Origin of the sequence: Chryseobacterium sp. C2(2020) (genome assembly GCF_014218915.1) — a bacterium.
Lineage (GTDB): Bacteria > Bacteroidota > Bacteroidia > Flavobacteriales > Weeksellaceae > Chryseobacterium > Chryseobacterium mucoviscidosis.
Map to the genome: position 1 here is coordinate 56,808 of NZ_JACLCT010000003.1, position 20,737 is coordinate 77,544.

Consider the following 20,737-nt stretch of genomic DNA (forward strand, 5'->3'; position numbering starts at 1 on the left):
AAATGAAAGATTTTACCAAAGAACTAAGCTTTAAAACTTCCCGCAGCAGCGGAGCAGGAGGACAGAATGTGAATAAGGTGGAAACTTCCGTAACGGTTCTTTGGAATGTTCAGGAATCCGGATTTTTTAATGAATTTCAGAAAAATCTTATTCAGGAAAAACTCAGGAACAGGATTAATGCGGAAGGATTTTTATTTTTAACCGTTTCAGAAAGCAGAACGCAGCTTGCCAATAAAAATAAAGCGACGGATAAGATCCTTGAAATCGTGAATAAAGCTTTGGTTGTACCTAAAAAGCGTCTTGCCACAAAACCTTCAAAAGCTCAGAAGCAAAAAAGATTAGACACGAAAAAGAAATTATCAGATAAAAAAGAGAATCGGAAGTTTAAATATTAATTCAGTTCTAAAAATTTCCCATATATCGTAAAGTAACATTGGATTTCGTATTCTGATCCGGAATAATCACCAGATTCCCTGTCTGATCGGTGTCTCTGTACGTTCTGATGATTTTCATTGATAAACGGTCGTTCGCATTCAGTTTCAAAACACCGGTAGCATTTATCGCAATGGAATATAATCCAATCGGAAAGCTTTTTGTTCCTTCAAGATCAAAATTTATGGGATTATTGGCGGATGCAGTTACTCCGTTTACATAGATTTTCATATCAAGCTGTTCTCTTTTAAGATCGTTTCCATTGTTCTTTTTGATGAAAGAAGCTGCCTGTATATGGTAATATCCCGCTTTTTTTACCACAAGTTCTCCGGAAGTGTTGATCTCAAAATTAGAAGCATCATTGGTGGTGAAATCTTCAAAATCTAAAGTTCTGTCGTTGGAAGAACCCAACTCGGTCATATTTCCTTCTTTGAAGGTATTTTTTGTTGTGGCATACAAAATAGATTTGTTGCTGGAAACCCTGCTTAAAGACAAAAATCGTTTCCATTCTGTTCCGTTCCACCAGTAAAATCCTTTTTGGGCAGCGTCGGCAGAATTCAGAAAAACCATAAGACCTTTTTCTTTAATATCCGTTGTATTTAAAGCATTTACTCTCGGGATAATAACACCGGAAATACCCGAAGGATTTGCCTGATTGTCGGGCTTAACATCCAGTGTGGATTTGGGAGCCGGATTATTGATTCCTATCTGAGCCGTTACTTTACCTGTACATAAAAATGCAAGGGCGAAAAAAAATATGGAGAGCTTATTCATGGTGCTGCTTAGTTTAAATTAATGATGGTTAAAGTATATGGAGTATCAACACTTACAGTATTGGCGGCAGTTGTAGTTCTTGTTGTTTTTACAGTTAAAATATCATCCTTATTTAAAGAAAAGATGGTTGCAATATAAAAAGTAGAAGATCTTCCAACGGTATCTCCTCCCGGAGCTGTATTGGTTGAGGTAAGCTGCGTATTTGAAACTCCGTTAATTAAAATCTCTGTGATGTATTCATTCACATTATTTACGGCATCTTTATAAACTCCTCCTGTAAGAAAAATATAATAAGTTGCCGTTTTCCCGATTTTCAGACCTCCGTTGCTAAGGCTGAAACTGGGATCCAGACTGTTGATTGTGGTCAGAGGAATTGTTCTGGACTGTACACCGTTTCCGCTCATATTATTCGGAGAAAAAGAACTTCCGGAAGCAATGGTTTTGGAAACATCCAGTCCGGCAGCTTTAAGATCCATGATATATTCCCAATTGCTTTTCGCATGATCCCAATAATAAAATCCTTCCAAATTAGAATCTGTAGTATTTCTAAGATAGATTAACATTCCGTCCTGATTGGAGGAAGGCGATGTTGTGGGAAACTTATCCACTACCGGAACTCCCAAACCAACGGTAGACTCTGGTAATATTTTATTTTTAGCATCAAGATGTAAACTGGCTTTAGGATTGGTGTTATTGATTCCTATCTGAGATTTTATCAATATTCCGGCAAGAAGAAAAAGAGATTGAAGCAGTATTTTTTTCATGATTCTTAGTTTTGTATAAAAAATAAAGTCAGATTATTAATTCCGAATGCCTGATAATTATTGGGACCTTCGTTCGACTTTGTTACGGTGGCTGTTAAATTATCCCCCACATTTAATCTTCTTAAAAATGAAAAAGCGGTACTTACGGAAGCGGTGGATTCTGCAGCCATCGAAGTCTGAACAGAAGACGCCTGAACTCCGTTTACCAGAACTGAAAAAGTAAAATTGGCATGCTCTTCCGCTCCGGAAGGTTTCTTACTGTTTCCTGTAAAAGAAATAAGATACAATCCCGCTTTTCCCACTGTAATCGTATTGTTGTTTAATGTAAACCCGTCTGTAGTGGCTTTTATATACCTCGAAAAATTAATATTTCTTGATAATGCCGTTCCTGTATAGCCTTGTCCGTCAAAAGAATATATGGTATTGTCTGCGTTTCTGTCGATGGATTCCGGAAATGAAACCCAACTGGAACCATCCCAGTAATAAAATCCGTCGGCAAGAGTAGCATTATTTTCTAAAAAAATAAATTGTCCCAGTCTTGAAGGATTTACGGAAGGAAGATTTTGTACTTTGGGTACTATAATTCCGTCTTTGCCTGTAGGACTTACTGAAGAAGAAGGTTCTATATGCAGTGTGGCTGCAGGATTTTTTGTATTGATGCCTACTTGCGCATAGAACGGCAAAGAAAAAAACAAGGCAACACATCCTGAAAGTATGTTTTTTTTCATTCTTATTAGTTTTTAAAATTTTATACAAAATTTCAAATGGTAACGGATAACGGTATTAAATAATTTTAGTTCGCTGTTAATTGAACCGTTCAAAATTAAGTTAAAAAATTGATAATAATGATTATTTTATTGAAAAATTGTTAAATAATTTTTTATGATAGATAATTTATTTTGTTTTTTCAATTATTGTAGAAATATTCATAATTCTGGTAATCGCACAGTGGCATTGGTTTTTTGCAAAGTTTTTAATATTCAATGCATAGAATTAAAAAGAAAGATATTCCATTTTATAACCTTTCAGGTTTATGGTTTTCTTTATATATTGCGGCGAATTTTCAGAAAGTAATTTAGAGATCTCCAATTCTTAAATATTAAATAAATTTTTAAACTAATGATCAAAAAACTATTCGCATTGGGATTATTCTCAATCTCAGTATTTTCTTTTGCGCAAAAAGTTTCTATTTCTCCATCGGTAGGTTATGCGTGGAGACTGGCAAAAACTCCGGACAATATTCCGAGAGATCAGAAAGAATACATCAAAGGAATTAAAAGCGGTCTTAATTTCGATGTTGCATTGCGCTACGAAGTAAAAAAAGGACTTCTTATCGGGTTCAAATATTCCAACTACAGTGCTTCTACAAGCGGAAGATTAAGTGTTGCAGACAATATGGGAAATATTGTTTCGGCAAATGTAAGTACAAAAGACCAGATTAATTTTTACGGTCCGGAACTTACGTTAACTAATGATGCTCACGAAACAAAGCACAAACTGTTTATGGATGTGGCTTTAGGAGCAATGACCTACACCACAAAAACAGGAACGGTAAAAGGAAAAGGAACAACATTCGGAGCGGAACTGGATTTTGCCTATCAGTATGAAGTAAGCAAGAACTTTTTAATCGGTCCGAAAATCGGACTTTCCGGAGGAACCCTTAGCAAAATGAGCTTTAACGGACAGTCGGTAGAATTCGGAGAAGACCAAAAAGAAGGTTTAACGAGACTTTCTTTAAGTGCAGCCGCTACATTCCGTTTTTAAGTTTTATCTTTGCAAAAATTATAAAAAATGAGCAAACCGATAACTGAGTTCATAGAAAAGTACTACCTGCACTTCAACGCAGCTGCATTGGTGGATGCTTCTAAGGGATATGTTGCACATCTTAAGGATGGCGGAAAAATGATGATTACTCTTGCCGGAGCAATGTCTACTGCGGAGTTGGGGAAAATTCTTGCAGAGATGATCCGTCAGGATAAAGTAGATTTCATTTCTTGTACAGGGGCAAACCTTGAAGAAGATTTAATGAATCTTGTAGCACATTCTCACTATGAAAGAGTTCCTCACTACAGAGATCTTACGCCACAGGAAGAATGGGATCTTTTGGAAAGAGGTCTGAACAGGGTTACAGATACGTGTATTCCTGAAGAAGAAGCTTTCAGAAGATTACAGAAACATATCTATGAAATCTGGAAAGATGCAGATGATAAAGGAGAAAGATATTTTCCGCACGAATATATGTACAAAATGATCCTTTCCGGAGTTTTGGAACAGTATTATGAAATTCCGAGAGAAAACTCATGGATGATCGCTGCTGCGGAGAAAAATTTACCAATCGTTGTTCCGGGATGGGAAGATTCTACAATGGGTAATATTTTCGCATCTTACTGCATCAAAGGAGAACTTAAATTCTCTACGATGAAATCAGGGATCGAGTATATGGCTTATTTAGCAGATTGGTACACTAAAAATTCATCAGGAAAAGGAGTTGGTTTCTTCCAGATTGGTGGAGGTATTGCCGGAGATTTCCCGATATGTGTGGTTCCGATGCTGTATCAGGATATGGAAATGCATGACATTCCGTTCTGGTCTTATTTCTGTCAGATTTCAGATTCTACGACTTCTTACGGTTCTTATTCCGGAGCAGTTCCGAACGAGAAAATTACCTGGGGTAAGCTGGATATCACAACACCGAAATTCATCGTTGAAAGTGATGCAACCATTTGTGCACCATTAATGTTCTCTTATATTTTAGAAAATTCTTAATCAGAATAATATAAATTTACATAAAAGGCTTATTTTGTAAGCCTTTTATTTTTTTAAGTAAACATAACTCATAATTTTTTTAGAAATACATTTTTAAAGTTCACAGAAACACTCTTCTATTAAGACCGCAAAGTGTGTTTTAAGATCTTTTCATCTTTTTATAAGCGAAGCGGCTTTGTGAAACAAAAATAGTTATAGATAAAAATAAAAACTCTGTGAACTTCGTGTTCAGAAAATCGATACACTAAAATATTTTTATTCTAATTGGAAGCTTTTCAAAAAAATAAATTCGATGCTTTAACAGGAATGCGCGCTGTTGCAGCGATTATGGTATTTGTATATCATAACCGTAAATATTGGCGTAATGATCTGCCGTTTGAAATCATGCGTTTCATCAGCGAATGGCATATCGGAGTAACGGTTTTCTTTGTCCTGAGCGGATTTTTACTCGCTTACCGATACGAAGAAAAACCTCTGGAGTCCAAAAAATCTTATTTAAAATACATTTTACTGCGGATCGCCAGAATTTTTCCCCTGTACTGGATTTTGCTGAGCGCTTTTTTTCTGGATGTAAAATATTCCAAAGATGTAGATACCTATTGTTTACAGTATTCGCTTTTTTACTCTTTATTTGAAAAGTACTCTGTCTCAGGAATCGTTCAGGCTTGGTCGCTTACGGTAGAATTTTTCTTTTATCTTCTCGCTCCGTTTTTATTTCTTTTGCTTAAAAAAAACTGGAGCTACTGTATTCTTTTTTTAGCTGGATTTTTTCTTGTAGGTTGGGGAATCGGTTATGGTCTGCATGAATATAATGGAAATCCAGAAGGCTTTTTATATCCTCTGAAATTCATGACAGGAAGCACGTTTTTCGGAAGAAGTTCTGAGTTTTTCTTCGGAATGTTGCTGGCTTATTTAATGAAGAAAGAGAAAGGTATTCAGTTTTTAAAAAAATTAAAACGGTCTACTTTAATGGGCGGTGTTTCAATTATTCTGTTAATCATTGCCATTGCATTTTTTGCCCGGAATAACTTTGTTCACGGAGTAGAGCGATGGGAAGGAAGACTGATTCACGAATTTTTGCTTCCAATCGCGATCATTATTTTCTTTTGGGGACTGATGTCTGAAAAAACATGGATTTCAAAGGTTCTTTCTTCAAAACTATTGATTCTTCTGGGAAATGCCTCATTTGTTTTTTACCTGATCCATTTGAGTTATTTCAATATGAAACTTAAATCCTACATTTATCTTCCCGATAAAAATTTTGTACTGTTGTGGATTTGTTCAATCATTATTTATCTGCTCATCGAAAAACCTCTGTATGAAAAATGCAGAAAATTAATTGCTAAAATTAAATAAACTTTTCTCAGTCTAATCCATCGAATTTATCAGGACAAAATAACGGTAGGCAAGAATTCCTTTCTGAATTTTTGTCAGTTTGCTTGGGTCTTTATCACTTAATTTGGGTAAAATTACCTTATTTATTGTATTCAAAAAGCGGAAAAACGATTTTTTCATAACTTTATATTTTACAGATTGAATTTCAATGGTCAATTCAAAAATAATGCAAAACAAAAATGGACGAAATATTTAAAAAGCAGGTTTGGGAAATCACTAAGTTAGTTCCGAAAGGCAGAGTAACGAGTTACGGAGCAATTGCCAAAGCAGTGGGCTATCCCAATCATTCCCGCCACGTTGGAAAAGCAATGGGAGGTTGTCCTAAAGATGTTCCTGCGCATCGCGTAATTTCAAGTTCAGGAACTTTATCGGTTCCGGAATTTCAGGAAAGACTGGAAGCAGAAGGGATTACTGTGGAAAATTTCAGGATTAAAAATTTCAAAAACCTGTTCTGGGATCCGCTAGAAGAGCTGTAAGAAGAGAATAATTACTATTCAGCAGAGAAAAATTACGGCTGAGTCTGTTTTTTTAGGGTAAAATATGTTTAACGTTTAGTTTTGCTTCATAAAAATTAAACAATGAAAACAAAAATTTTACTTTCCGCACTTTTCTTATTAACAGTTTGCTTTTCCAAAGCGCAGATGGATGATAATTTTTATCAGCTAAGTAAGGTACTTCGCCCTGTAGAAGAGCTCACATATGAAAATTTTTCTCTTCCTGTAAAAAACGATACGATTACAGGAATTATTTTAAAACCAAAATCGGGAAAAGCAAAAGGGACGGTTTTATTCTTTCACGGAGCAGGAGGAAATGTTACGACCTATTTATTCATGACGAAACCTTTGGTTGAAAATAATTTTCAGGTAGTAATGATCGATTTTCGCGGTTATGGAAAGTCAACTGGAAAACCAACACATCTTAACATCGCATCAGACGGACAGATTTTCTTTGATAAAATGATGCAAAGACCTGAAATTGCTAATACAAAAATTATTCTGTATGGAGCTTCCATGGGATCGCAGATTGCGGCTCATTTAGCGAAAAATAATAAGACCAAAATTGCAGGACTGGTAATGGACGGAAGTCTTTCTTCTTTCACAGATATTGCGATGTATTACAAACCTGAACTTAAGGAAGTGATTTCCCAATACGTTGTTTCGCCGTATTCTGCCAAAGAAGATTTGCAGGATACAGAAGGTCTTTCCAAACTTTTTATCCACAGTAAAGAAGATAAAGAGGTTCCTTATTCGGAAGGATTTGAGAATTATACCAAGGCTTCTTTGCCAAAAGAGTTTTTGGAATATTCCGGAAATCATCTGGAAGCCATGAATACTCAGGCTGAAAAAATTGTTTCGGCTATTGATAAGATGCTCAATAAATAAGAGTTTTCGGTTTCGGCGGCTTCGCCGCCGAAACCAAAACAAAAAAATCCGGCGGAGCAAAGCTCCGCCGGATTCCATATAAAAATAGTCAACTTACTTTTCCAGTTGCTTATAACTTCTCTGGATGAAGTCTGTAAGCTCTTTTCCTTTCAATAGATTCTGCGAAAGTTTAGCAAGATCCAGAGCATATTTAATCAAATCTGATTTCGCTTCTGTACTTTCCGTTTTTAAAATCTGACCTGCCAGTTCGCTGTTGGAATTTACCACCAGATTATACATTTCCGGGAATCCTCCCATTCCGAACATTCCGCCGCCTCCTGTTGCCTGCATATCTTTCATTCTTCTCATAAATTCAGGCTGGGTAATGGTGAAAGGCGCATCATTGCTGTCTAAATCTTCAAGCTGAACGGTAAATTTGGTATCATTGATTGATTCTTCAACGTTTTTCTTTAAAGATTCCTTTTCAGTCTCTGTTAATTTTGAAATAACAGGTTCATCTTTTTTAATCAGATTGTTGATGTGATCTGCATCTACTCTTGCAAAAGAAATTTTATCTTTGGATGTTTCCAATTTTTGGATAACGTGAGGAATAATCGGAGAATCTAAAAGAAGAACTTCGTATCCTTTATCTTTTGCAGACTGGATGTAAGAGTGCTGTTCATCAGCATTAGAAGCATAAAGAACGACCAGTTTTCCATCTTTATCCGTTTGATTAGGCTTGATCTTTTCTTCCAGTTCATTCCAAAGGAAAAATTTTCCGTCAGTGGTTGGATAAAGAGTGAATTTATCAGCTTTTTCTGCAAATTTTTCTTCGGTAACGATTCCGTATTCGATCACCACTTTAATGTCATTCCATTTTTTCTCATAATCTTCACGGTTTTCGTTAATTAAAGATGCCATTTTGTCGGCAACTTTTTTCGTGATGTATGATGAAATTTTCTTCACGGCTCCATCTGCCTGAAGATAAGAACGGGAAACATTCAATGGAATATCCGGAGAATCGATCACACCGCGAAGAAGCATTAAGAAATCAGGTACAATTCCTTTCACTTCATCGGTTACAAAAACCTGATTCTGATACAACTGAATCTTATCTTTTTCGATATTTAAATTATTGTTCAGTTTCGGGAAAAATAAAATCCCCGTTAAATTGAACGGATAATCTACATTCAGGTGAATATTAAACAAAGGTTCCTCAAACTGCATGGGATACAATTCGTGGTAGAACTTCATATAATCTTCATTTGTCAGTTCGCTCGGTGCGATAGTCCATGCCGGAGTCGGATTGTTGATAATATTGTCAACTTCTTCCGTTTCTGCAACCGCATCTTCAGGAGCATCTTCCGGTAAAGGAAGCGTATGTGTTTTTGTTCCGAATTTAATAGGAACAGGCATAAATTTGTTATACTTCAACAGCAGTTCACGGATTTTTCCTTCTTCCAGAAACTCTGTAGAATCTTCTGCAATGTGAAGAATAATTTCAGTTCCTCTGTCTGTTTTATCCGTAGTTTCTTCTAAAGTAAATTCAGGGCTTCCGTCGCAGATCCAACGAACTGCAGGTTCATCTTTGTAAGATTTTGTAAGAATTTCTACTTTTTCTGCAACCATAAAGGCAGAGTAAAAGCCAAGTCCGAAATGTCCGATAATTCCTGAATCTTTTGCCGTGTCTTTGTATTTTTCCAGAAATTCTTCAGCACCCGAAAAAGCAACCTGATTGATGTATTTTTCAACTTCTTCACCCGTCATCCCGATTCCCTGATCGATGATGTGAAGTTTTTTGTTTTCTTTATCTACTTTTACTTCAATCTTCGGATTTCCGTATTCCACTTTTGCTTCACCGATGCCTGTTAAATGTTTTAGCTTTAACGTAGCATCCGTTGCGTTGGAAATTAACTCTCTTAAGAATATTTCGTGGTCACTGTAAAGAAATTTTTTAATAAGCGGGAAAATATTTTCCACAGATACATTAATATTTCCTTTAGTCATAATAATTTTGGTTTTTTAATTTTCTATACTTTCTCAAAAAAAATACCGTTTCCAGGAAAATGACATTTTGGCATTTTTTTCAGAATTTCTTTTAAGTGAATTTAAATTCAACTACAAAAATCATAAAGACAATTGTAAAGCATTTATTGGAATATTTAGACTTTTAAGCAGAACAGATAGAATCTTTTGCCATTTTGTGGTTAAATAGTTTATCCTGAAAATACCTTTATAATGCAGATTTATCCGAGAAAAGCCTTATTTTTAGTTCTTAAAATATTTAATAATGAATTTGAAAAGTGCAGTTTTGCTTCTGCTTCTCATGGCTTCGTATGTCTATGGGCAGAAAAAACCGTTGGATCATTCGGTTTACGATAATTGGCAGAATATCGGAGCCAGAAAAATATCCAATGACGGAAAATGGGTAGGATATTCAGTAGATGTGCAGGAAGGAAATCCTGATCTTTACTTACATTCTGCAAAAAATAAAAGCACAAAGAAATTTCCGAGAGCCACAAAAATGGAATTTACCAGCGATTCCAGATTTGCCGTTTTCCATATCCGTCCTTTTTACAAAGACATAAAAGCGGTAAAAGATAAAAAATTAAAACAGAATAAACTTACCAAAGATACCCTCGCTGTTTTTGATTTCTCTAAAGGAACGACAGAGAAAATTCCTAATGTAAAAGGATTTAAAATTCCGGAAAAGGGAGGTTCTTTCGTAGCTTATCTGTTAGAAAATATGAAAGACAAATCTTCCGACAGTGCTTCAGACAAAGATGATGACGACGAAAACAAAGATGATGATACAAAGGCAAAACCATTACAGTTGGTGATCAGAAATCTTTTGGACGGAAAAAGCACAACCTATGACAATGTGGTTCGCTATCAGTTTAGCAAAAATGGGAAGCAGCTTGTTTTCGTTACAAAAAAACCGGAAGAAAAACCTAAAAAAGGGAAGGAAGAGAAAAAAGATTCATTGGAAGATAAATCTCTGGCTAAAAAAGATACGGATAAATCCAAACCTAAGAAATATACGCTTCAGACCGTTCAGGTTGTTGATCTTAAAACCGGAAACGTCAATAAAATCTCAGAAATGGAAGGGGATTTCTCACAGCTTGCATTTGATGAAGAAGGAAATCAGTTAGCTTTTGTTGGAACTTCTTCTGCACAGAATGATTTGGTGAAACTTTACCAATTGTATTATTTTAATTTTAAAGGAAATAAAAATAAAACCGTTACCAACGATCATTCTCAGATGAAGAAAAACTGGGTAATTTCTGAAAACCGTTTACCGATATTCAGTAAAAACGGAAAACAGTTGTATTTCGGGGTGGCTCCGAAACCTGTTGCAAAAGACACTACATTGATTGCAAACGATCATGCTGTGGTCGATATCTGGAATTATAAGGATGATTATCTGCAAACGGTTCAGTTGAAAGAATTGAGAAATGATCTTAAAAAATCTTACGCTGCTGTAATGCAGACCGACAAACCGGAACTTTTCACAAACATTGACGGCGAAGATCTCGATACTTTGCGACTGGTGAATGAAGGTAATGCAGAGTTTGTATTGGGAATTACCAGTGTAAACAACCGCATTCCGTCACAATGGGAAGGTTCTTCAAAGAAAACGTATTTTATTATCGACAATAAAACAGGTGAAAGAACAGAAATGATAAGAAACCTGAATGGCTCAGTTGCAGTTTCTCCGTTGGGGAAATTTGTCGTGATTTTCGACAGGGAAAAAGGACAATGGCTGAGTTATAATGTAAAAACAAAACAGACAGTACCGCTCAATAAAGATTTGTCCGTTTCTTTTGTAGATGAAGAGTTCGACATGCCGGATTTTCCTAACGCATACGGAATTGCATCTTGGACGGATAATGATGAATCCGTTATAATCAAAGACCGATACGATCTTTGGGAGTTTTTTCCGGACGGCTCTAAAAAGCCCAGAAACATCACCAACGGATTCGGGCGCAAAAACAAGATTACTTTTGATACGTATGATTTAGACAAAGACATTAGAAGTGTAAACCGGAAGAATTCTATTTATTTATCAGCGTTTGATAATGTCTCCAAAGCCAATGGGATTTTTAAAACAACCGTTCAGTCCGGTTCTGATCCTGTAAAAATTCAGATGGAAAATGTTTGGGGATACCGCAGTATTCAGAAAGCAAAAAATGCAGAAGATTATATTTTAGTAAAAGAATCCTACACCGATTCTCCGAATATTTTCACCACTTCCGATTTTAAAAATCAGGAAAAACTAAGCAACACCAATCCTCAGCAAAGTCTTTACAATTGGGGAACGAGTGAACTGGTTAACTGGAAAACTCCGAAAGGAAATTCATCGACAGGCGTTCTCTATAAACCTGAAAATTTCGATCCGAACAAAAAATATCCGATGATTGTTTATTTCTACGAAAAACTATCGGATAATCTGAACCGTTACGTAGCACCGTCTCCGACTCCTTCAAGATTAAATATCTCTTATTTTGTAAGCAACGGATATCTCGTTTTTACACCCGATATTTCGTATGTAGATGGTTTTCCGGGAGAATCGGCAATGGAATATATCAATTCCGGTGTTGAAAAACTAAAAGAAAATTCATGGGTGAATGGCTCAAAAATAGGAATTCAGGGACAAAGCTGGGGCGGTTATCAGGTTGCGTATCTCATTGCACATACCGATATGTACGCCGCAGCATGGAGTGGGGCTCCTGTCGTAAACATGACTTCTGCATATGGCGGAATAAGATGGTCTTCAGGAATGAACCGACAGTTTCAGTACGAAAAATCACAAAGCAGATTAGGAAAAAATCTTTGGGAAGCACCAGAACTGTATATTAAAAATTCACCGCTTTTTACCATCGATCAAGTGAAAACTCCGGTGGTGATTATGAGTAACGACAAAGACGGAGCTGTTCCGTGGTATCAGGGAATTGAAATGTTTACCGCACTGCGCCGTTTAGGAAAACAAGCTTGGTTGTTGAATTATAATGGTGACGACCATAATCTCATAAAACGCCAGAACCGAAAAGATATTCAGATCCGCGAACAGCAGTTTTTCGATTACTATCTTAAAGATGCGAAAGCGCCGGTCTGGATGACGAAAGGGATTCCTGCAACCCAAAAGGGAAAAGACTGGGGATTTGAGTTAACCGATGAAAAGCCTTAATGTATAAACAACAAATCGGCGGAGCTGAAAGCTCCGCCGAGGTTTTTTATCGCGTTATCAAAAAAACTTATTTATTCTTAAGTTCCTCTTTAATTTTATTTTCCAGTTCTTCTGCAAGTTCAGGATTATCTTTTAAGACATCTTTTACTGCATCACGACCTTGTCCAAGCTTCGTTTCTTCGTAGCTGAACCATGAACCGCTTTTCTTTACAATTCCCTGTTCTACAGCCTGATCCAGAATTTCTCCTGTTTTGGAAACCCCTTCACCGTACATGATGTCGAATTCTGCCTGTTTGAAAGGCGGGGCAACTTTATTCTTAACAATTTTCACTTTCACACGGCTTCCGATCGCTTCATCTCCCTGTTTGATAGGTGCACTTGCCTTTCTGATGTCAACTCTTACCGAAGCATAGAATTTCAAAGCGTTACCACCCGTTGTCGTTTCAGGATTTCCGAACATTACTCCGATTTTCTCTCTCAACTGGTTGATGAAAATAACCGTACATTTTGTTCTTGAAATGGTTGCCGTTAATTTTCTTAAAGCCTGAGACATTAATCTCGCATGAAGACCCATTTTAGAATCTCCCATTTCCCCTTCAATCTCTGCTTTTGGCGTAAGCGCAGCAACCGAGTCAATTACCACGATATCAATCGCTCCCGAACGGATCAGGTTATCAGCAATTTCCAATGCCTGTTCTCCGTTGTCCGGCTGAGAAATAATAAGGTTTTCAAGATCGATTCCCAATTTAGCAGCATAAGTTCTGTCGAAAGCGTGCTCTGCATCAATAAACGCTGCAATACCCCCTGCTTTCTGAGCTTCTGCAATCGCGTGAAGCGTTAAAGTTGTTTTACCTGAAGATTCCGGACCGTAGATCTCAATGATTCTTCCTCTCGGATAACCACCCACTCCAAGAGCGATGTCCAATCCCAAAGATCCTGAAGGAATCACCTCAATTGTACTGTCTACGGAATTTTCTCCCAAGGTCATTACCGTTCCCTTTCCGTATGTTTTATCTAGTTTGTCCAGCACCAAAGCCAGTGCTTTTTTCTTATCGTCTATATTACTCATCTGATGTTTAAATAATTTATCAAAAATACAAAAATTTACGCTCAAAAACTAATCTTTCCTACCACTAAAAGTTGTTTTTATAGTTAAAAAAACATAAAATTCAGATGCATATCAAAAACTAAAACAGAATCTTTAAAACTTTTGTTTTATGCTTTATCAGGAGCTTTTTCGCGCTTTCCGCTGCAATCTTTTTTTTTCAAAAAAGGATTTTCGCTGCAATCGCGGCTAGGGTAGAAGCCATCAAATAAATTGCAGTCTTTGCAGTAGATTTTTAATGGAAATTAGAATTTTGGGTAATGCTGAGATAATCGCTCAAGACTTTCATCTGATCTTTATTCCCTTTTTTTATTCTGGCTTTACGGCTTACGAGTCGGTCAACAATTTTGGTAATCATTCTTTTCGTAACCGGAAAAGCCTTTCTGTTGGAAACTTCCGGAATCTTCAGTCTTTTGCACACTTCATCATCCAGTAAAAACCATATACAGCAGATGTGGAGATAACGAAGATTTTTTCTCTGGAAACTGTATTTCAGGATCGGGTTTTCAAGCGATTCATTCAGAAGAGAATGAGCCAGCAAAACAGAATCTTCATCCGCAGAAGGCTGAACCGAAGTCCACAGATAGAAATACTGCGTTGCCTGTACTTTATCATTCGGTAAAAGATCTTCCGGAATTCCCAGAAGATAACCTACATATTTCCAAAGGTGGAAAAGCCCTTTTTCTTCCTCTTCAGAAAACGTGTTTCCCAGTTTGTGCAGACTGTGCATAAAAACGAGACTGAAACAAATATACGTTGCCATCATATCCCACGAATTAATGGGTTCTCCCCAGTTTTCCATGTCCCATTCTTTATAATATTTTTTAATGGAAACTCTTGCGTAAGAATGGATCAGGCGGGTTTTTATGGCAAACTCATATCCTTTTTTATGAACTTCCAAAGCATCATATCGGGTAACATTTACCCAGAAATCAAGCGTTTCAGAAAGTCTTTTTACAGCACCTTTCTTTAAGGCTTCCGTTGCAATAAGGGGTTTGTTGAGGTAAGCATAATCATAACCTCCGATCAGGCAGTAATCGCGAAGAGAGATCAGAGAATCTACATTGCTTCTCATGCAGAGTTCTGCACCGCTTTTAATCAGATCATAATCCAGCCAGTCAGGAATTTTCTGAGTCTGCAGGAAAAGCTGTTTTACACTTTCCGGAACATCATCGTTCTCCGAAACGCCATTTCGGATGTAGTTTTCAATTTCTCTCGAAGCTTCATGAAATTTTTGAGTCAGATAAACATCTTTTACAACCTGATCGCCAACTTCATCCACATCATAAAAATAAGATGAAAATTTTTCAAAAACTTTAAAACTGACCTCTGCTCCTGAAAAATCAAGAAGCTGTTTTCCGTTGCCTTTTGTCCAGAAATCTTTAAAATGCTGCGAATCTTTAAAGCGTGGCTGTAAAATTGTTTTCTCCATCGAAGGCTAAAGGTACAAGTTTTGCTCCGCAATTGCAGAGTGAGATTTATCAGGAAAATTCAATTCACAGTTTACAATTCTTCATTCACTATTCACTTTTGGCATTATATCAATCCCCATTCGAACGCTTTTGTTAACAGTTCTTTGCTGTTTCTGGAGTTTGTTTTGGCTAAGATATTCTTTCTGTGAGTACGGACCGTGTGTTCTGATAAAATCAGCATTTTCGAAATTTCCGGTCCGGAATATCCTTTGGCAATAAGCGAAAGAATTTCAGTTTCTCTTTTGGTTAAATTAATTTCCTGATCTTTTTTTGAAGAAGAATTTTCAATTTTAATCTGAATGAAATCGCTCCGGTGACCAATTCCTGTAATCAGTACAGTATGCGGATTCTGTTTTGTAATATGATGGATATTGGTATGAATATTAATAGACTGAACCAGATTTTTATCCTCATCTTCCCACGTAAGTACCGCCTGATGATGAAAAAGCTCGTAATTTCCTGAAGCGGTTTTCATTCTGAAGCAGTAACTGGATTTAAGAAAAAGCTGATGTTCTTTCCCTGTTTTCATCAATATTTCCACCACTTTCTGTTCGGCTTTCATAATGAATTCTATATCATCGGGGTGAACGAGATCAATCACATCTTTTAAATTCTGCGGATATTCCTTTAGACCATGAATCTTGAGGATATCAGGATGATGATTGGAAATTGTACTGTTGGTGAGATTTAGCACATAATAATAAAATTCTCCAATAGCGAACATTTCTCCGATGATGCGTTCAACAGGAGGGATATTAGAAATGTGTTTTTCTTTTCTTTCTACATCAGAATAAGAGTTCCAAACTTCTACCAAAGGATGTTTTTTCTCCAGATTATCCATAAAAAAGATTTATAACTAAAAATAGTTAAAGTTTTCTTAAAAATACCGCAAAAGGGGGATTTTTTTACATCAATAAAATTTTAAAATTTGTATAAGCCAATAATCATGAAAACTCATTCTAAATATTTTTCCGTTTTTTCGGATTATGTTTTCATATTTTCTATTAAAAAACAAAATTTACATAATATCATTAATATGTCAGAAATAGTTTAGAATTTTCTGTTAGCTGTTTGAAAATGATAAACTGGAATCCCCTGCAATTTTGCAGGGGATTCATTATTATAGAAGCTTACTTTAAAAATTAATTTATTGAGTTTAACTTTCCGGTCCACGATAGCCGAATATTTGATAAATATAGAAACCCAGAATGAGAGCATAAAATACCGAAATTACCGTAAGAATAAGAACAACAATGTTATTTTTACTTTGCTTGGTAAAAAATTTAATAAATCCATACGATATTATTACCAAACCGATCGCGAAAAGATAAAATATATGTCCGGAATAGATAAGCTGCAATCCCCATAAAACTCCCCCAATAGTTCCGCCAAGAATTCCCCCGAGAATACTTCCGATGTATGTACTTGTTTTTATTTCTACGTCTTTTTTCTCAGCTTCTATTCTGCTGCTCACAAGGTCTGTAATTTCCTGAATTTCTTCTGTGGACAGCATTTCAGAATGTATAATTGAATTAATATCATTTTTAGTATTCCCTTTTTTATAAAGCTGGTTGGCTTTACGATGAAGTCTTCTCTTTTCTTCTTCTTTTTTTATGAGTTCATTATATCTTTCTTTCAGAGTATTGAAGCCGCCTTTATTTTCTATAACTATTTCAAGCGCTTTCCTCGCATCTTCGGTATATCCGCTTTTATTTTTATAGACATTCATAAGCTCAGAATCGGAGTATTTAGAATATCTTTCAATAAGTTCATCCAGCATGTTTACTAATTTTAAGCGGTTAATTTAAACAAAAAAACCTTCCCATTAGGAAGGTTTTCATATTTTAAGCTGATACTTTATTAGTTAGATAAAGAAGCAGCGTGGATCAGCATATCTACTAACTTGTTAGAATATCCCATTTCGTTGTCATACCAAGAAACAAGTTTTACGAAGTTTGGAGAAAGCATAATTCCTGCATCTTTATCGAAGATTGAAGTTCTCTTATCTCCTACGAAATCCTGAGAAACTACAGCATCTTCAGTGTATCCAAGAATACCTTTCAATTCACCTTCAGAAGCAGCTTTAATGGCAGCACAGATCTCATCGTAAGAAGTAGCTTTTTCTAATCTTACTGTAAGGTCAACTACAGAAACGTCAACAGTGGGTACTCTGAAAGACATCCCTGTTAATTTTCCGTTCAAAGAAGGGATAACTTTTCCTACCGCTTTTGCAGCACCTGTAGAAGAAGGGATGATGTTGTTTAAAGCAGCTCTACCACCTCTCCAGTCTTTCATTGAAGGACCGTCAACAGTTTTCTGAGTAGCCGTTGTAGCGTGTACCGTAGTCATTAAACCTTCTACGATTCCAAAGTTATCGTGGATCACTTTTGCTAATGGAGCCAGACAGTTGGTTGTACAAGAAGCATTTGATAAGATTTTGATATCGTCTGTAAGTTCTGTGTGGTTTACACCCATTACAAACATTGGCGTATCATCTTTAGAAGGAGCAGAAAGAATTACTTTCTTTGCACCTGCAGCAATGTGTTTTGCAGCACTGTCTTTATCTAAAAATAAACCTGTAGATTCTACAACGTAATCTGCACCTACTTCGTTCCATTTCAAATTGCTTGGATCTTTCTCAGCAGTTACTCTGATTCTTTTTCCGTTTACTACAAGGTCATTACCTTCTACAGAAACCTCACCCGGAAAAATTCCGTGTACAGAATCATATTTAAGCATATAAGCCATGTATGTAGCATCGATAAGGTCGTTGATTCCTACTACTTCGATGTTATCTCTTTCAGTCATTGCTCTGAAAACAAGACGTCCAATTCTACCAAACCCGTTGATACCTACTTTAATTGTTGACATAATAGTTTGTTTTAAATTATATTAAAATATTAGATTGCTAAAATTTCTGAAATCAGTAAAAGGTCTTTATTGATTTCGTTGTGTTTTTTAATGGCTTCTTCAATCGGAGTGTATACCAAATCATTAGAACGCATTCCTGCCATTACGTTGGTTTGTCCTTCCATTAATCCTGTTACGGCTCCAAAGCCCAGTCTGCTTGCTAACACTCTGTCTGCACAACTTGGAGAACCACCTCTTTGCATGTGACCTAAAATTGCGACACGAATATCGTAGTCCGGGAATTCCTTCTTTGTTTTTTCTGCAAGTTCATATACGTTGGCTAATTTTTCGCCTTCTGCTACAACAACTATGCTTGAAGCTTTTCCTGTTTTTTCTGCGCTTCTGAAATTGGCAAAAAGTTCATCGATGCTGTCTTTTTTCTCGGGAATCAAAATATCCAGAGCACCGGTTGCCAGTCCACTGTTCAAAGCGATAAAACCTGCATCACGACCCATTACTTCCACAAAGAAAACCCTGTTGTGGGAAGTTGCCGTATCACGGATTTTATCAATCGCTTCCATTGCAGTATTCAAAGCCGTGTCATAACCAATGGTGTTATCCGTCCCGAAAATATCATTATCAATCGTTCCCGGAACACCAATTACACGAATGCCGAATTCTTCGTTGAAGATTTTTGCTCCTGTGAAAGTTCCGTCTCCACCAATACAAACCAAACCGTCAATGCCATATTTCACACAATTGTCATAGGCTTTTTGACGACCTTCTTTGGTTCTAAATTCCTGGGATCTGGCAGATTTCAGAATAGTTCCGCCCTGGTTGATTATATTTTTTACAGAACGAGGTCCCATTTTAAGGAAATCATCGTTGATCAAGCCATTATAACCTTCTCTTACTCCGTAACATTCTATTTTATAATAATTTGCGGTTCTTACTACCGCCCTTAATGCTGCATTCATACCCGGAGAATCTCCTCCCGAAGTAAGAACTGCAATTTTTTTTACAGCACTCTCTTTCATCTAGTAAAAAATTTCGAACACAAATTTACAAAAACAAGTTCAGATAATCGTAGTAACTTAAGAAGAGTTTTGCATATAAATGATTAAACCTGAATAAAATTTATCGGTTTACAAAAAAATATCAATGTTTTTGGATGAAAATTATCGAGATGAAAATTAATTTAATGCTTTTCGGTAAGATATTTCCAGTATCTCCTCGGAACGTGCTGAATATGAAGCTTCATATTTTTTCTCTCCACAATATTGGTTTTTGTGAAATACCTTTGCCAAAGCGTCTGGTAATTTTTTTCTTCATCGTGAAACTTTTGCTGATATCTGTTCAAGTCTATTTTTTCATCGGGATAGAAAAAATCGCAGGTTTCCAAGTCGTACAGAATTCCGTAATTTCTTCTCAAATCATAAATCATCCATTTCTGATCCTGATAACGGTCTTTGAAATGTTTCCGGATTAAAGGCAGTACATTGAAATCCGGATCTATTTTGGCGAAAAAAACACCGTCCTGCATTTTTTCAAACCGGACAAAAGCCGTCATTCTGTGTCTTTCCCGACTGACGGATTTACAGATTTTAGAAATCTTCAGAATGTCATTGTCTGCATAATTTTTCAGAATATTTTCATCGGGATGTTTTATAGATTGCTTTACAGCGGATAAAATAAGCTGTTCCAGTTCCGGATCTTCAGATAAGAAAACTTTTAACAGTTCATGAATTCCGGCTTTTCCGATATTCTGCTCTAATTTGTTTAAAACCCTTTCAGATTTATCATTTTGAGTAATAACCTCATGAATTTCCGCAAAGATATTTTCCTGATGAAATCTTTCCCTGCTTACAATTTCCACATCTTTATATTTATACTCGAAAACTTCGAATACAGCGGTTAAAAGTCCGTCGAAACTGCCATCGTAGAGTAGGGTAGTCATCTGAGTTGGAAGGGAGTGTTTTAGAGTTTGTAATCTTGTGTTATTATGTTGATGTTATTTCAGTATTTATAATATTTTGCTACAGGAAAAATTTCGGAATGTCTCTGCTTCCGTGCAAAACTCTCACAATTCTGATATGATGATCTAAAATCCTGTAAAAAATAACGTGATTGTCTTTCGGAAAGCTATATAAACCTTTTTTTATTTCATCTCGTTTTTTGCCTAAATGTGGATTTAAAAATAAATTTTGAAAAATTTCTTCAATTTCCAAAAGATATGTTTCTGCTTGATTAAATCCAAATTCATTCCAAGTATAATCAAAAATATCTTCCAGATCTTTATCAGCAATTTCCGATAAGATATAGGTTTTCTTAGACATTACTGATTCTATTCTTTTTAGCCTGAATAATATCCTTTACAGAACGAGAGCTTTCAACATCATTCCAACCTTTTTCTATTTCAGCTTTTAAATCCTGAATCACACGGTGCCGATAAACTTCATGAAGCCGCAATGCATCACGCACAACTTCACTGGCATTCTGAAAATCACCGGATTCTATTTGCTTTGAAATATATTCTTCCTGCTTTTTTGTGAAACTGACATTCATAATAAATTCTTTCTTCGAAGTTATAAATTATATCCAAATTTAGCAAATATGGATATTGAAAATTA

General features: G+C 36.1%; 21 protein-coding genes. 7 read left to right on the forward strand and 14 right to left on the reverse strand.

Annotated features, from left to right (window positions below; all coding sequences use genetic code 11):
• Positions 1–2: 2 nt before the first annotated feature.
• Positions 3–395, forward strand: coding sequence for an alternative ribosome rescue aminoacyl-tRNA hydrolase ArfB (arfB, locus tag H6W52_RS02660; protein WP_116097113.1), 393 nt, complete (start codon positions 3–5; stop codon positions 393–395).
• A 7-nt stretch (positions 396–402) separates the two neighbouring features.
• Here the strand turns inward: arfB and H6W52_RS02665 are convergent, their stop codons facing one another.
• Genes H6W52_RS02665 through H6W52_RS02675 form a run of 3 tightly spaced genes read right to left on the reverse strand, consistent with a single transcriptional unit; the run spans position 403 to position 2,698 of the window.
• Positions 403–1,206, reverse strand: a complete 804-nt coding sequence (locus H6W52_RS02665) for a hypothetical protein (RefSeq protein WP_116097115.1) — start codon at positions 1,204–1,206, stop codon at positions 403–405.
• A gap of 8 nt (positions 1,207–1,214) precedes the next feature.
• Positions 1,215–1,970, reverse strand: a complete 756-nt coding sequence (locus H6W52_RS02670; protein WP_116097117.1) for a hypothetical protein — start codon at positions 1,968–1,970, stop codon at positions 1,215–1,217.
• Between the two features lie 5 nt (positions 1,971–1,975).
• Positions 1,976–2,698 carry a hypothetical protein gene (locus tag H6W52_RS02675; RefSeq protein ID WP_116097119.1) on the reverse strand — a complete coding sequence of 241 codons (723 nt, stop codon included), beginning with the start codon at positions 2,696–2,698 and terminating at the stop codon, positions 1,976–1,978.
• Positions 2,699–3,089: 391 nt separating this feature from the next.
• Between H6W52_RS02675 and H6W52_RS02680 the strand changes: the two genes are divergently transcribed.
• The 3 genes from H6W52_RS02680 to H6W52_RS02690 all read left to right on the forward strand — a co-directional run bounded on the left by H6W52_RS02680 (position 3,090) and on the right by H6W52_RS02690 (position 6,092).
• Positions 3,090–3,734, forward strand: a complete 645-nt coding sequence (locus H6W52_RS02680; protein WP_116097121.1) for a hypothetical protein — start codon at positions 3,090–3,092, stop codon at positions 3,732–3,734.
• Between the two features lie 27 nt (positions 3,735–3,761).
• The gene (locus H6W52_RS02685) at positions 3,762–4,736 is read left to right on the forward strand and encodes a deoxyhypusine synthase family protein (protein ID WP_116097123.1); all 975 of its coding nucleotides are present in this window, start codon (positions 3,762–3,764) and stop codon (positions 4,734–4,736) included.
• Between the two features lie 264 nt (positions 4,737–5,000).
• Positions 5,001–6,092: an acyltransferase family protein gene (locus H6W52_RS02690; RefSeq protein ID WP_228457511.1), complete on the forward strand. Its 1,092-nt coding sequence runs from the start codon at positions 5,001–5,003 to the stop codon at positions 6,090–6,092.
• A gap of 12 nt (positions 6,093–6,104) precedes the next feature.
• On the opposite strand, the gene H6W52_RS02695 is transcribed toward H6W52_RS02690, so the two are convergent.
• Positions 6,105–6,251 (reverse strand): hypothetical protein, encoded by a 147-nt coding sequence (locus tag H6W52_RS02695; RefSeq protein WP_185216449.1) that lies wholly within the window; start codon positions 6,249–6,251, stop codon positions 6,105–6,107.
• Between the two features lie 59 nt (positions 6,252–6,310).
• On the opposite strand from H6W52_RS02695, the gene H6W52_RS02700 reads away from it, so the two are divergent.
• Both H6W52_RS02700 and H6W52_RS02705 read left to right on the forward strand, forming a co-directional pair.
• A complete protein-coding gene (locus H6W52_RS02700) occupies positions 6,311–6,607 on the forward strand; it encodes an MGMT family protein (RefSeq protein ID WP_116097127.1) in 297 nt (98 codons plus the stop codon).
• Positions 6,608–6,709: 102 nt separating this feature from the next.
• Entirely contained in the window at positions 6,710–7,513 is an 804-nt protein-coding gene (locus tag H6W52_RS02705) for an alpha/beta hydrolase (protein WP_116097129.1), read from the forward strand.
• Positions 7,514–7,606: 93 nt separating this feature from the next.
• Here H6W52_RS02705 and htpG read toward each other — a convergent pair whose 3' ends face one another.
• Positions 7,607–9,499, reverse strand: a complete 1,893-nt coding sequence (htpG, locus tag H6W52_RS02710; RefSeq protein WP_116097131.1) for a molecular chaperone HtpG — start codon at positions 9,497–9,499, stop codon at positions 7,607–7,609.
• 283 nt (positions 9,500–9,782) lie between these two features.
• Between htpG and H6W52_RS02715 the strand changes: the two genes are divergently transcribed.
• Positions 9,783–12,680, forward strand: a complete 2,898-nt coding sequence (locus H6W52_RS02715) for a prolyl oligopeptidase family serine peptidase (RefSeq protein WP_116097133.1) — start codon at positions 9,783–9,785, stop codon at positions 12,678–12,680.
• Between the two features lie 67 nt (positions 12,681–12,747).
• On the opposite strand, the gene recA is transcribed toward H6W52_RS02715, so the two are convergent.
• The 9 genes from recA to H6W52_RS02760 form a co-directional block, all read right to left on the reverse strand.
• Positions 12,748–13,749, reverse strand: a complete 1,002-nt coding sequence (recA, locus tag H6W52_RS02720; protein ID WP_087712199.1) for a recombinase RecA — start codon at positions 13,747–13,749, stop codon at positions 12,748–12,750.
• A 271-nt stretch (positions 13,750–14,020) separates the two neighbouring features.
• Positions 14,021–15,217 carry an oxygenase MpaB family protein gene (locus tag H6W52_RS02725; RefSeq protein WP_116097135.1) on the reverse strand — a complete coding sequence of 399 codons (1,197 nt, stop codon included), beginning with the start codon at positions 15,215–15,217 and terminating at the stop codon, positions 14,021–14,023.
• A gap of 104 nt (positions 15,218–15,321) precedes the next feature.
• On the reverse strand, positions 15,322–16,098 hold the full coding sequence (locus H6W52_RS02730; RefSeq protein WP_116097137.1) for a response regulator transcription factor: 777 nt from the start codon (positions 16,096–16,098) through the stop codon (positions 15,322–15,324).
• Positions 16,099–16,413: 315 nt separating this feature from the next.
• Complete coding sequence (locus H6W52_RS02735; protein WP_116097139.1) at positions 16,414–17,037, reverse strand: hypothetical protein; 624 nt, start codon at positions 17,035–17,037, stop codon at positions 16,414–16,416.
• Positions 17,038–17,117: 80 nt separating this feature from the next.
• Positions 17,118–18,128, reverse strand: a complete 1,011-nt coding sequence (gene gap, locus H6W52_RS02740; protein WP_108411166.1) for a type I glyceraldehyde-3-phosphate dehydrogenase — start codon at positions 18,126–18,128, stop codon at positions 17,118–17,120.
• A gap of 29 nt (positions 18,129–18,157) precedes the next feature.
• Positions 18,158–19,144: a 6-phosphofructokinase gene (pfkA, locus tag H6W52_RS02745; RefSeq protein WP_076390826.1), complete on the reverse strand. Its 987-nt coding sequence runs from the start codon at positions 19,142–19,144 to the stop codon at positions 18,158–18,160.
• Between the two features lie 161 nt (positions 19,145–19,305).
• On the reverse strand, positions 19,306–20,064 hold the full coding sequence (locus H6W52_RS02750; RefSeq protein WP_116097141.1) for a TIGR03915 family putative DNA repair protein: 759 nt from the start codon (positions 20,062–20,064) through the stop codon (positions 19,306–19,308).
• 79 nt (positions 20,065–20,143) lie between these two features.
• Positions 20,144–20,443, reverse strand: a complete 300-nt coding sequence (locus H6W52_RS02755) for a type II toxin-antitoxin system RelE/ParE family toxin (RefSeq protein WP_116097143.1) — start codon at positions 20,441–20,443, stop codon at positions 20,144–20,146.
• Positions 20,436–20,672, reverse strand: a complete 237-nt coding sequence (locus H6W52_RS02760; RefSeq protein ID WP_116097145.1) for a type II toxin-antitoxin system ParD family antitoxin — start codon at positions 20,670–20,672, stop codon at positions 20,436–20,438. Before H6W52_RS02760 ends, H6W52_RS02755 begins: the two co-directional genes overlap by 8 nt.
• Positions 20,673–20,737: the final 65 nt, after the last annotated feature.

Excerpts from the sequence above, each read along its gene's own strand:
- arfB (WP_116097113.1), top strand. The coding sequence starts at position 3 with ATGAAAGATTTTACCAAAGAACTAAGCTTTAAAACTTCCCGCAGCAGC.
- H6W52_RS02665 (WP_116097115.1), bottom strand. The coding sequence starts at position 1,206 with ATGAATAAGCTCTCCATATTTTTTTTCGCCCTTGCATTTTTATGTACA.
- H6W52_RS02670 (WP_116097117.1), bottom strand. The coding sequence starts at position 1,970 with ATGAAAAAAATACTGCTTCAATCTCTTTTTCTTCTTGCCGGAATATTG.
- H6W52_RS02675 (WP_116097119.1), bottom strand. The coding sequence starts at position 2,698 with ATGAAAAAAAACATACTTTCAGGATGTGTTGCCTTGTTTTTTTCTTTG.
- H6W52_RS02680 (WP_116097121.1), top strand. The coding sequence starts at position 3,090 with ATGATCAAAAAACTATTCGCATTGGGATTATTCTCAATCTCAGTATTT.
- H6W52_RS02685 (WP_116097123.1), top strand. The coding sequence starts at position 3,762 with ATGAGCAAACCGATAACTGAGTTCATAGAAAAGTACTACCTGCACTTC.
- H6W52_RS02695 (WP_185216449.1), bottom strand. The coding sequence starts at position 6,251 with ATGAAAAAATCGTTTTTCCGCTTTTTGAATACAATAAATAAGGTAATT.
- H6W52_RS02700 (WP_116097127.1), top strand. The coding sequence starts at position 6,311 with ATGGACGAAATATTTAAAAAGCAGGTTTGGGAAATCACTAAGTTAGTT.
- H6W52_RS02705 (WP_116097129.1), top strand. The coding sequence starts at position 6,710 with ATGAAAACAAAAATTTTACTTTCCGCACTTTTCTTATTAACAGTTTGC.
- htpG (WP_116097131.1), bottom strand. The coding sequence starts at position 9,499 with ATGACTAAAGGAAATATTAATGTATCTGTGGAAAATATTTTCCCGCTT.
- H6W52_RS02715 (WP_116097133.1), top strand. The coding sequence starts at position 9,783 with ATGAATTTGAAAAGTGCAGTTTTGCTTCTGCTTCTCATGGCTTCGTAT.
- recA (WP_087712199.1), bottom strand. The coding sequence starts at position 13,749 with ATGAGTAATATAGACGATAAGAAAAAAGCACTGGCTTTGGTGCTGGAC.
- H6W52_RS02725 (WP_116097135.1), bottom strand. The coding sequence starts at position 15,217 with ATGGAGAAAACAATTTTACAGCCACGCTTTAAAGATTCGCAGCATTTT.
- H6W52_RS02730 (WP_116097137.1), bottom strand. The coding sequence starts at position 16,098 with ATGGATAATCTGGAGAAAAAACATCCTTTGGTAGAAGTTTGGAACTCT.
- H6W52_RS02735 (WP_116097139.1), bottom strand. The coding sequence starts at position 17,037 with ATGCTGGATGAACTTATTGAAAGATATTCTAAATACTCCGATTCTGAG.
- gap (WP_108411166.1), bottom strand. The coding sequence starts at position 18,128 with ATGTCAACAATTAAAGTAGGTATCAACGGGTTTGGTAGAATTGGACGT.
- pfkA (WP_076390826.1), bottom strand. The coding sequence starts at position 19,144 with ATGAAAGAGAGTGCTGTAAAAAAAATTGCAGTTCTTACTTCGGGAGGA.
- H6W52_RS02750 (WP_116097141.1), bottom strand. The coding sequence starts at position 20,064 with ATGACTACCCTACTCTACGATGGCAGTTTCGACGGACTTTTAACCGCT.
- H6W52_RS02755 (WP_116097143.1), bottom strand. The coding sequence starts at position 20,443 with ATGTCTAAGAAAACCTATATCTTATCGGAAATTGCTGATAAAGATCTG.
- H6W52_RS02760 (WP_116097145.1), bottom strand. The coding sequence starts at position 20,672 with ATGAATGTCAGTTTCACAAAAAAGCAGGAAGAATATATTTCAAAGCAA.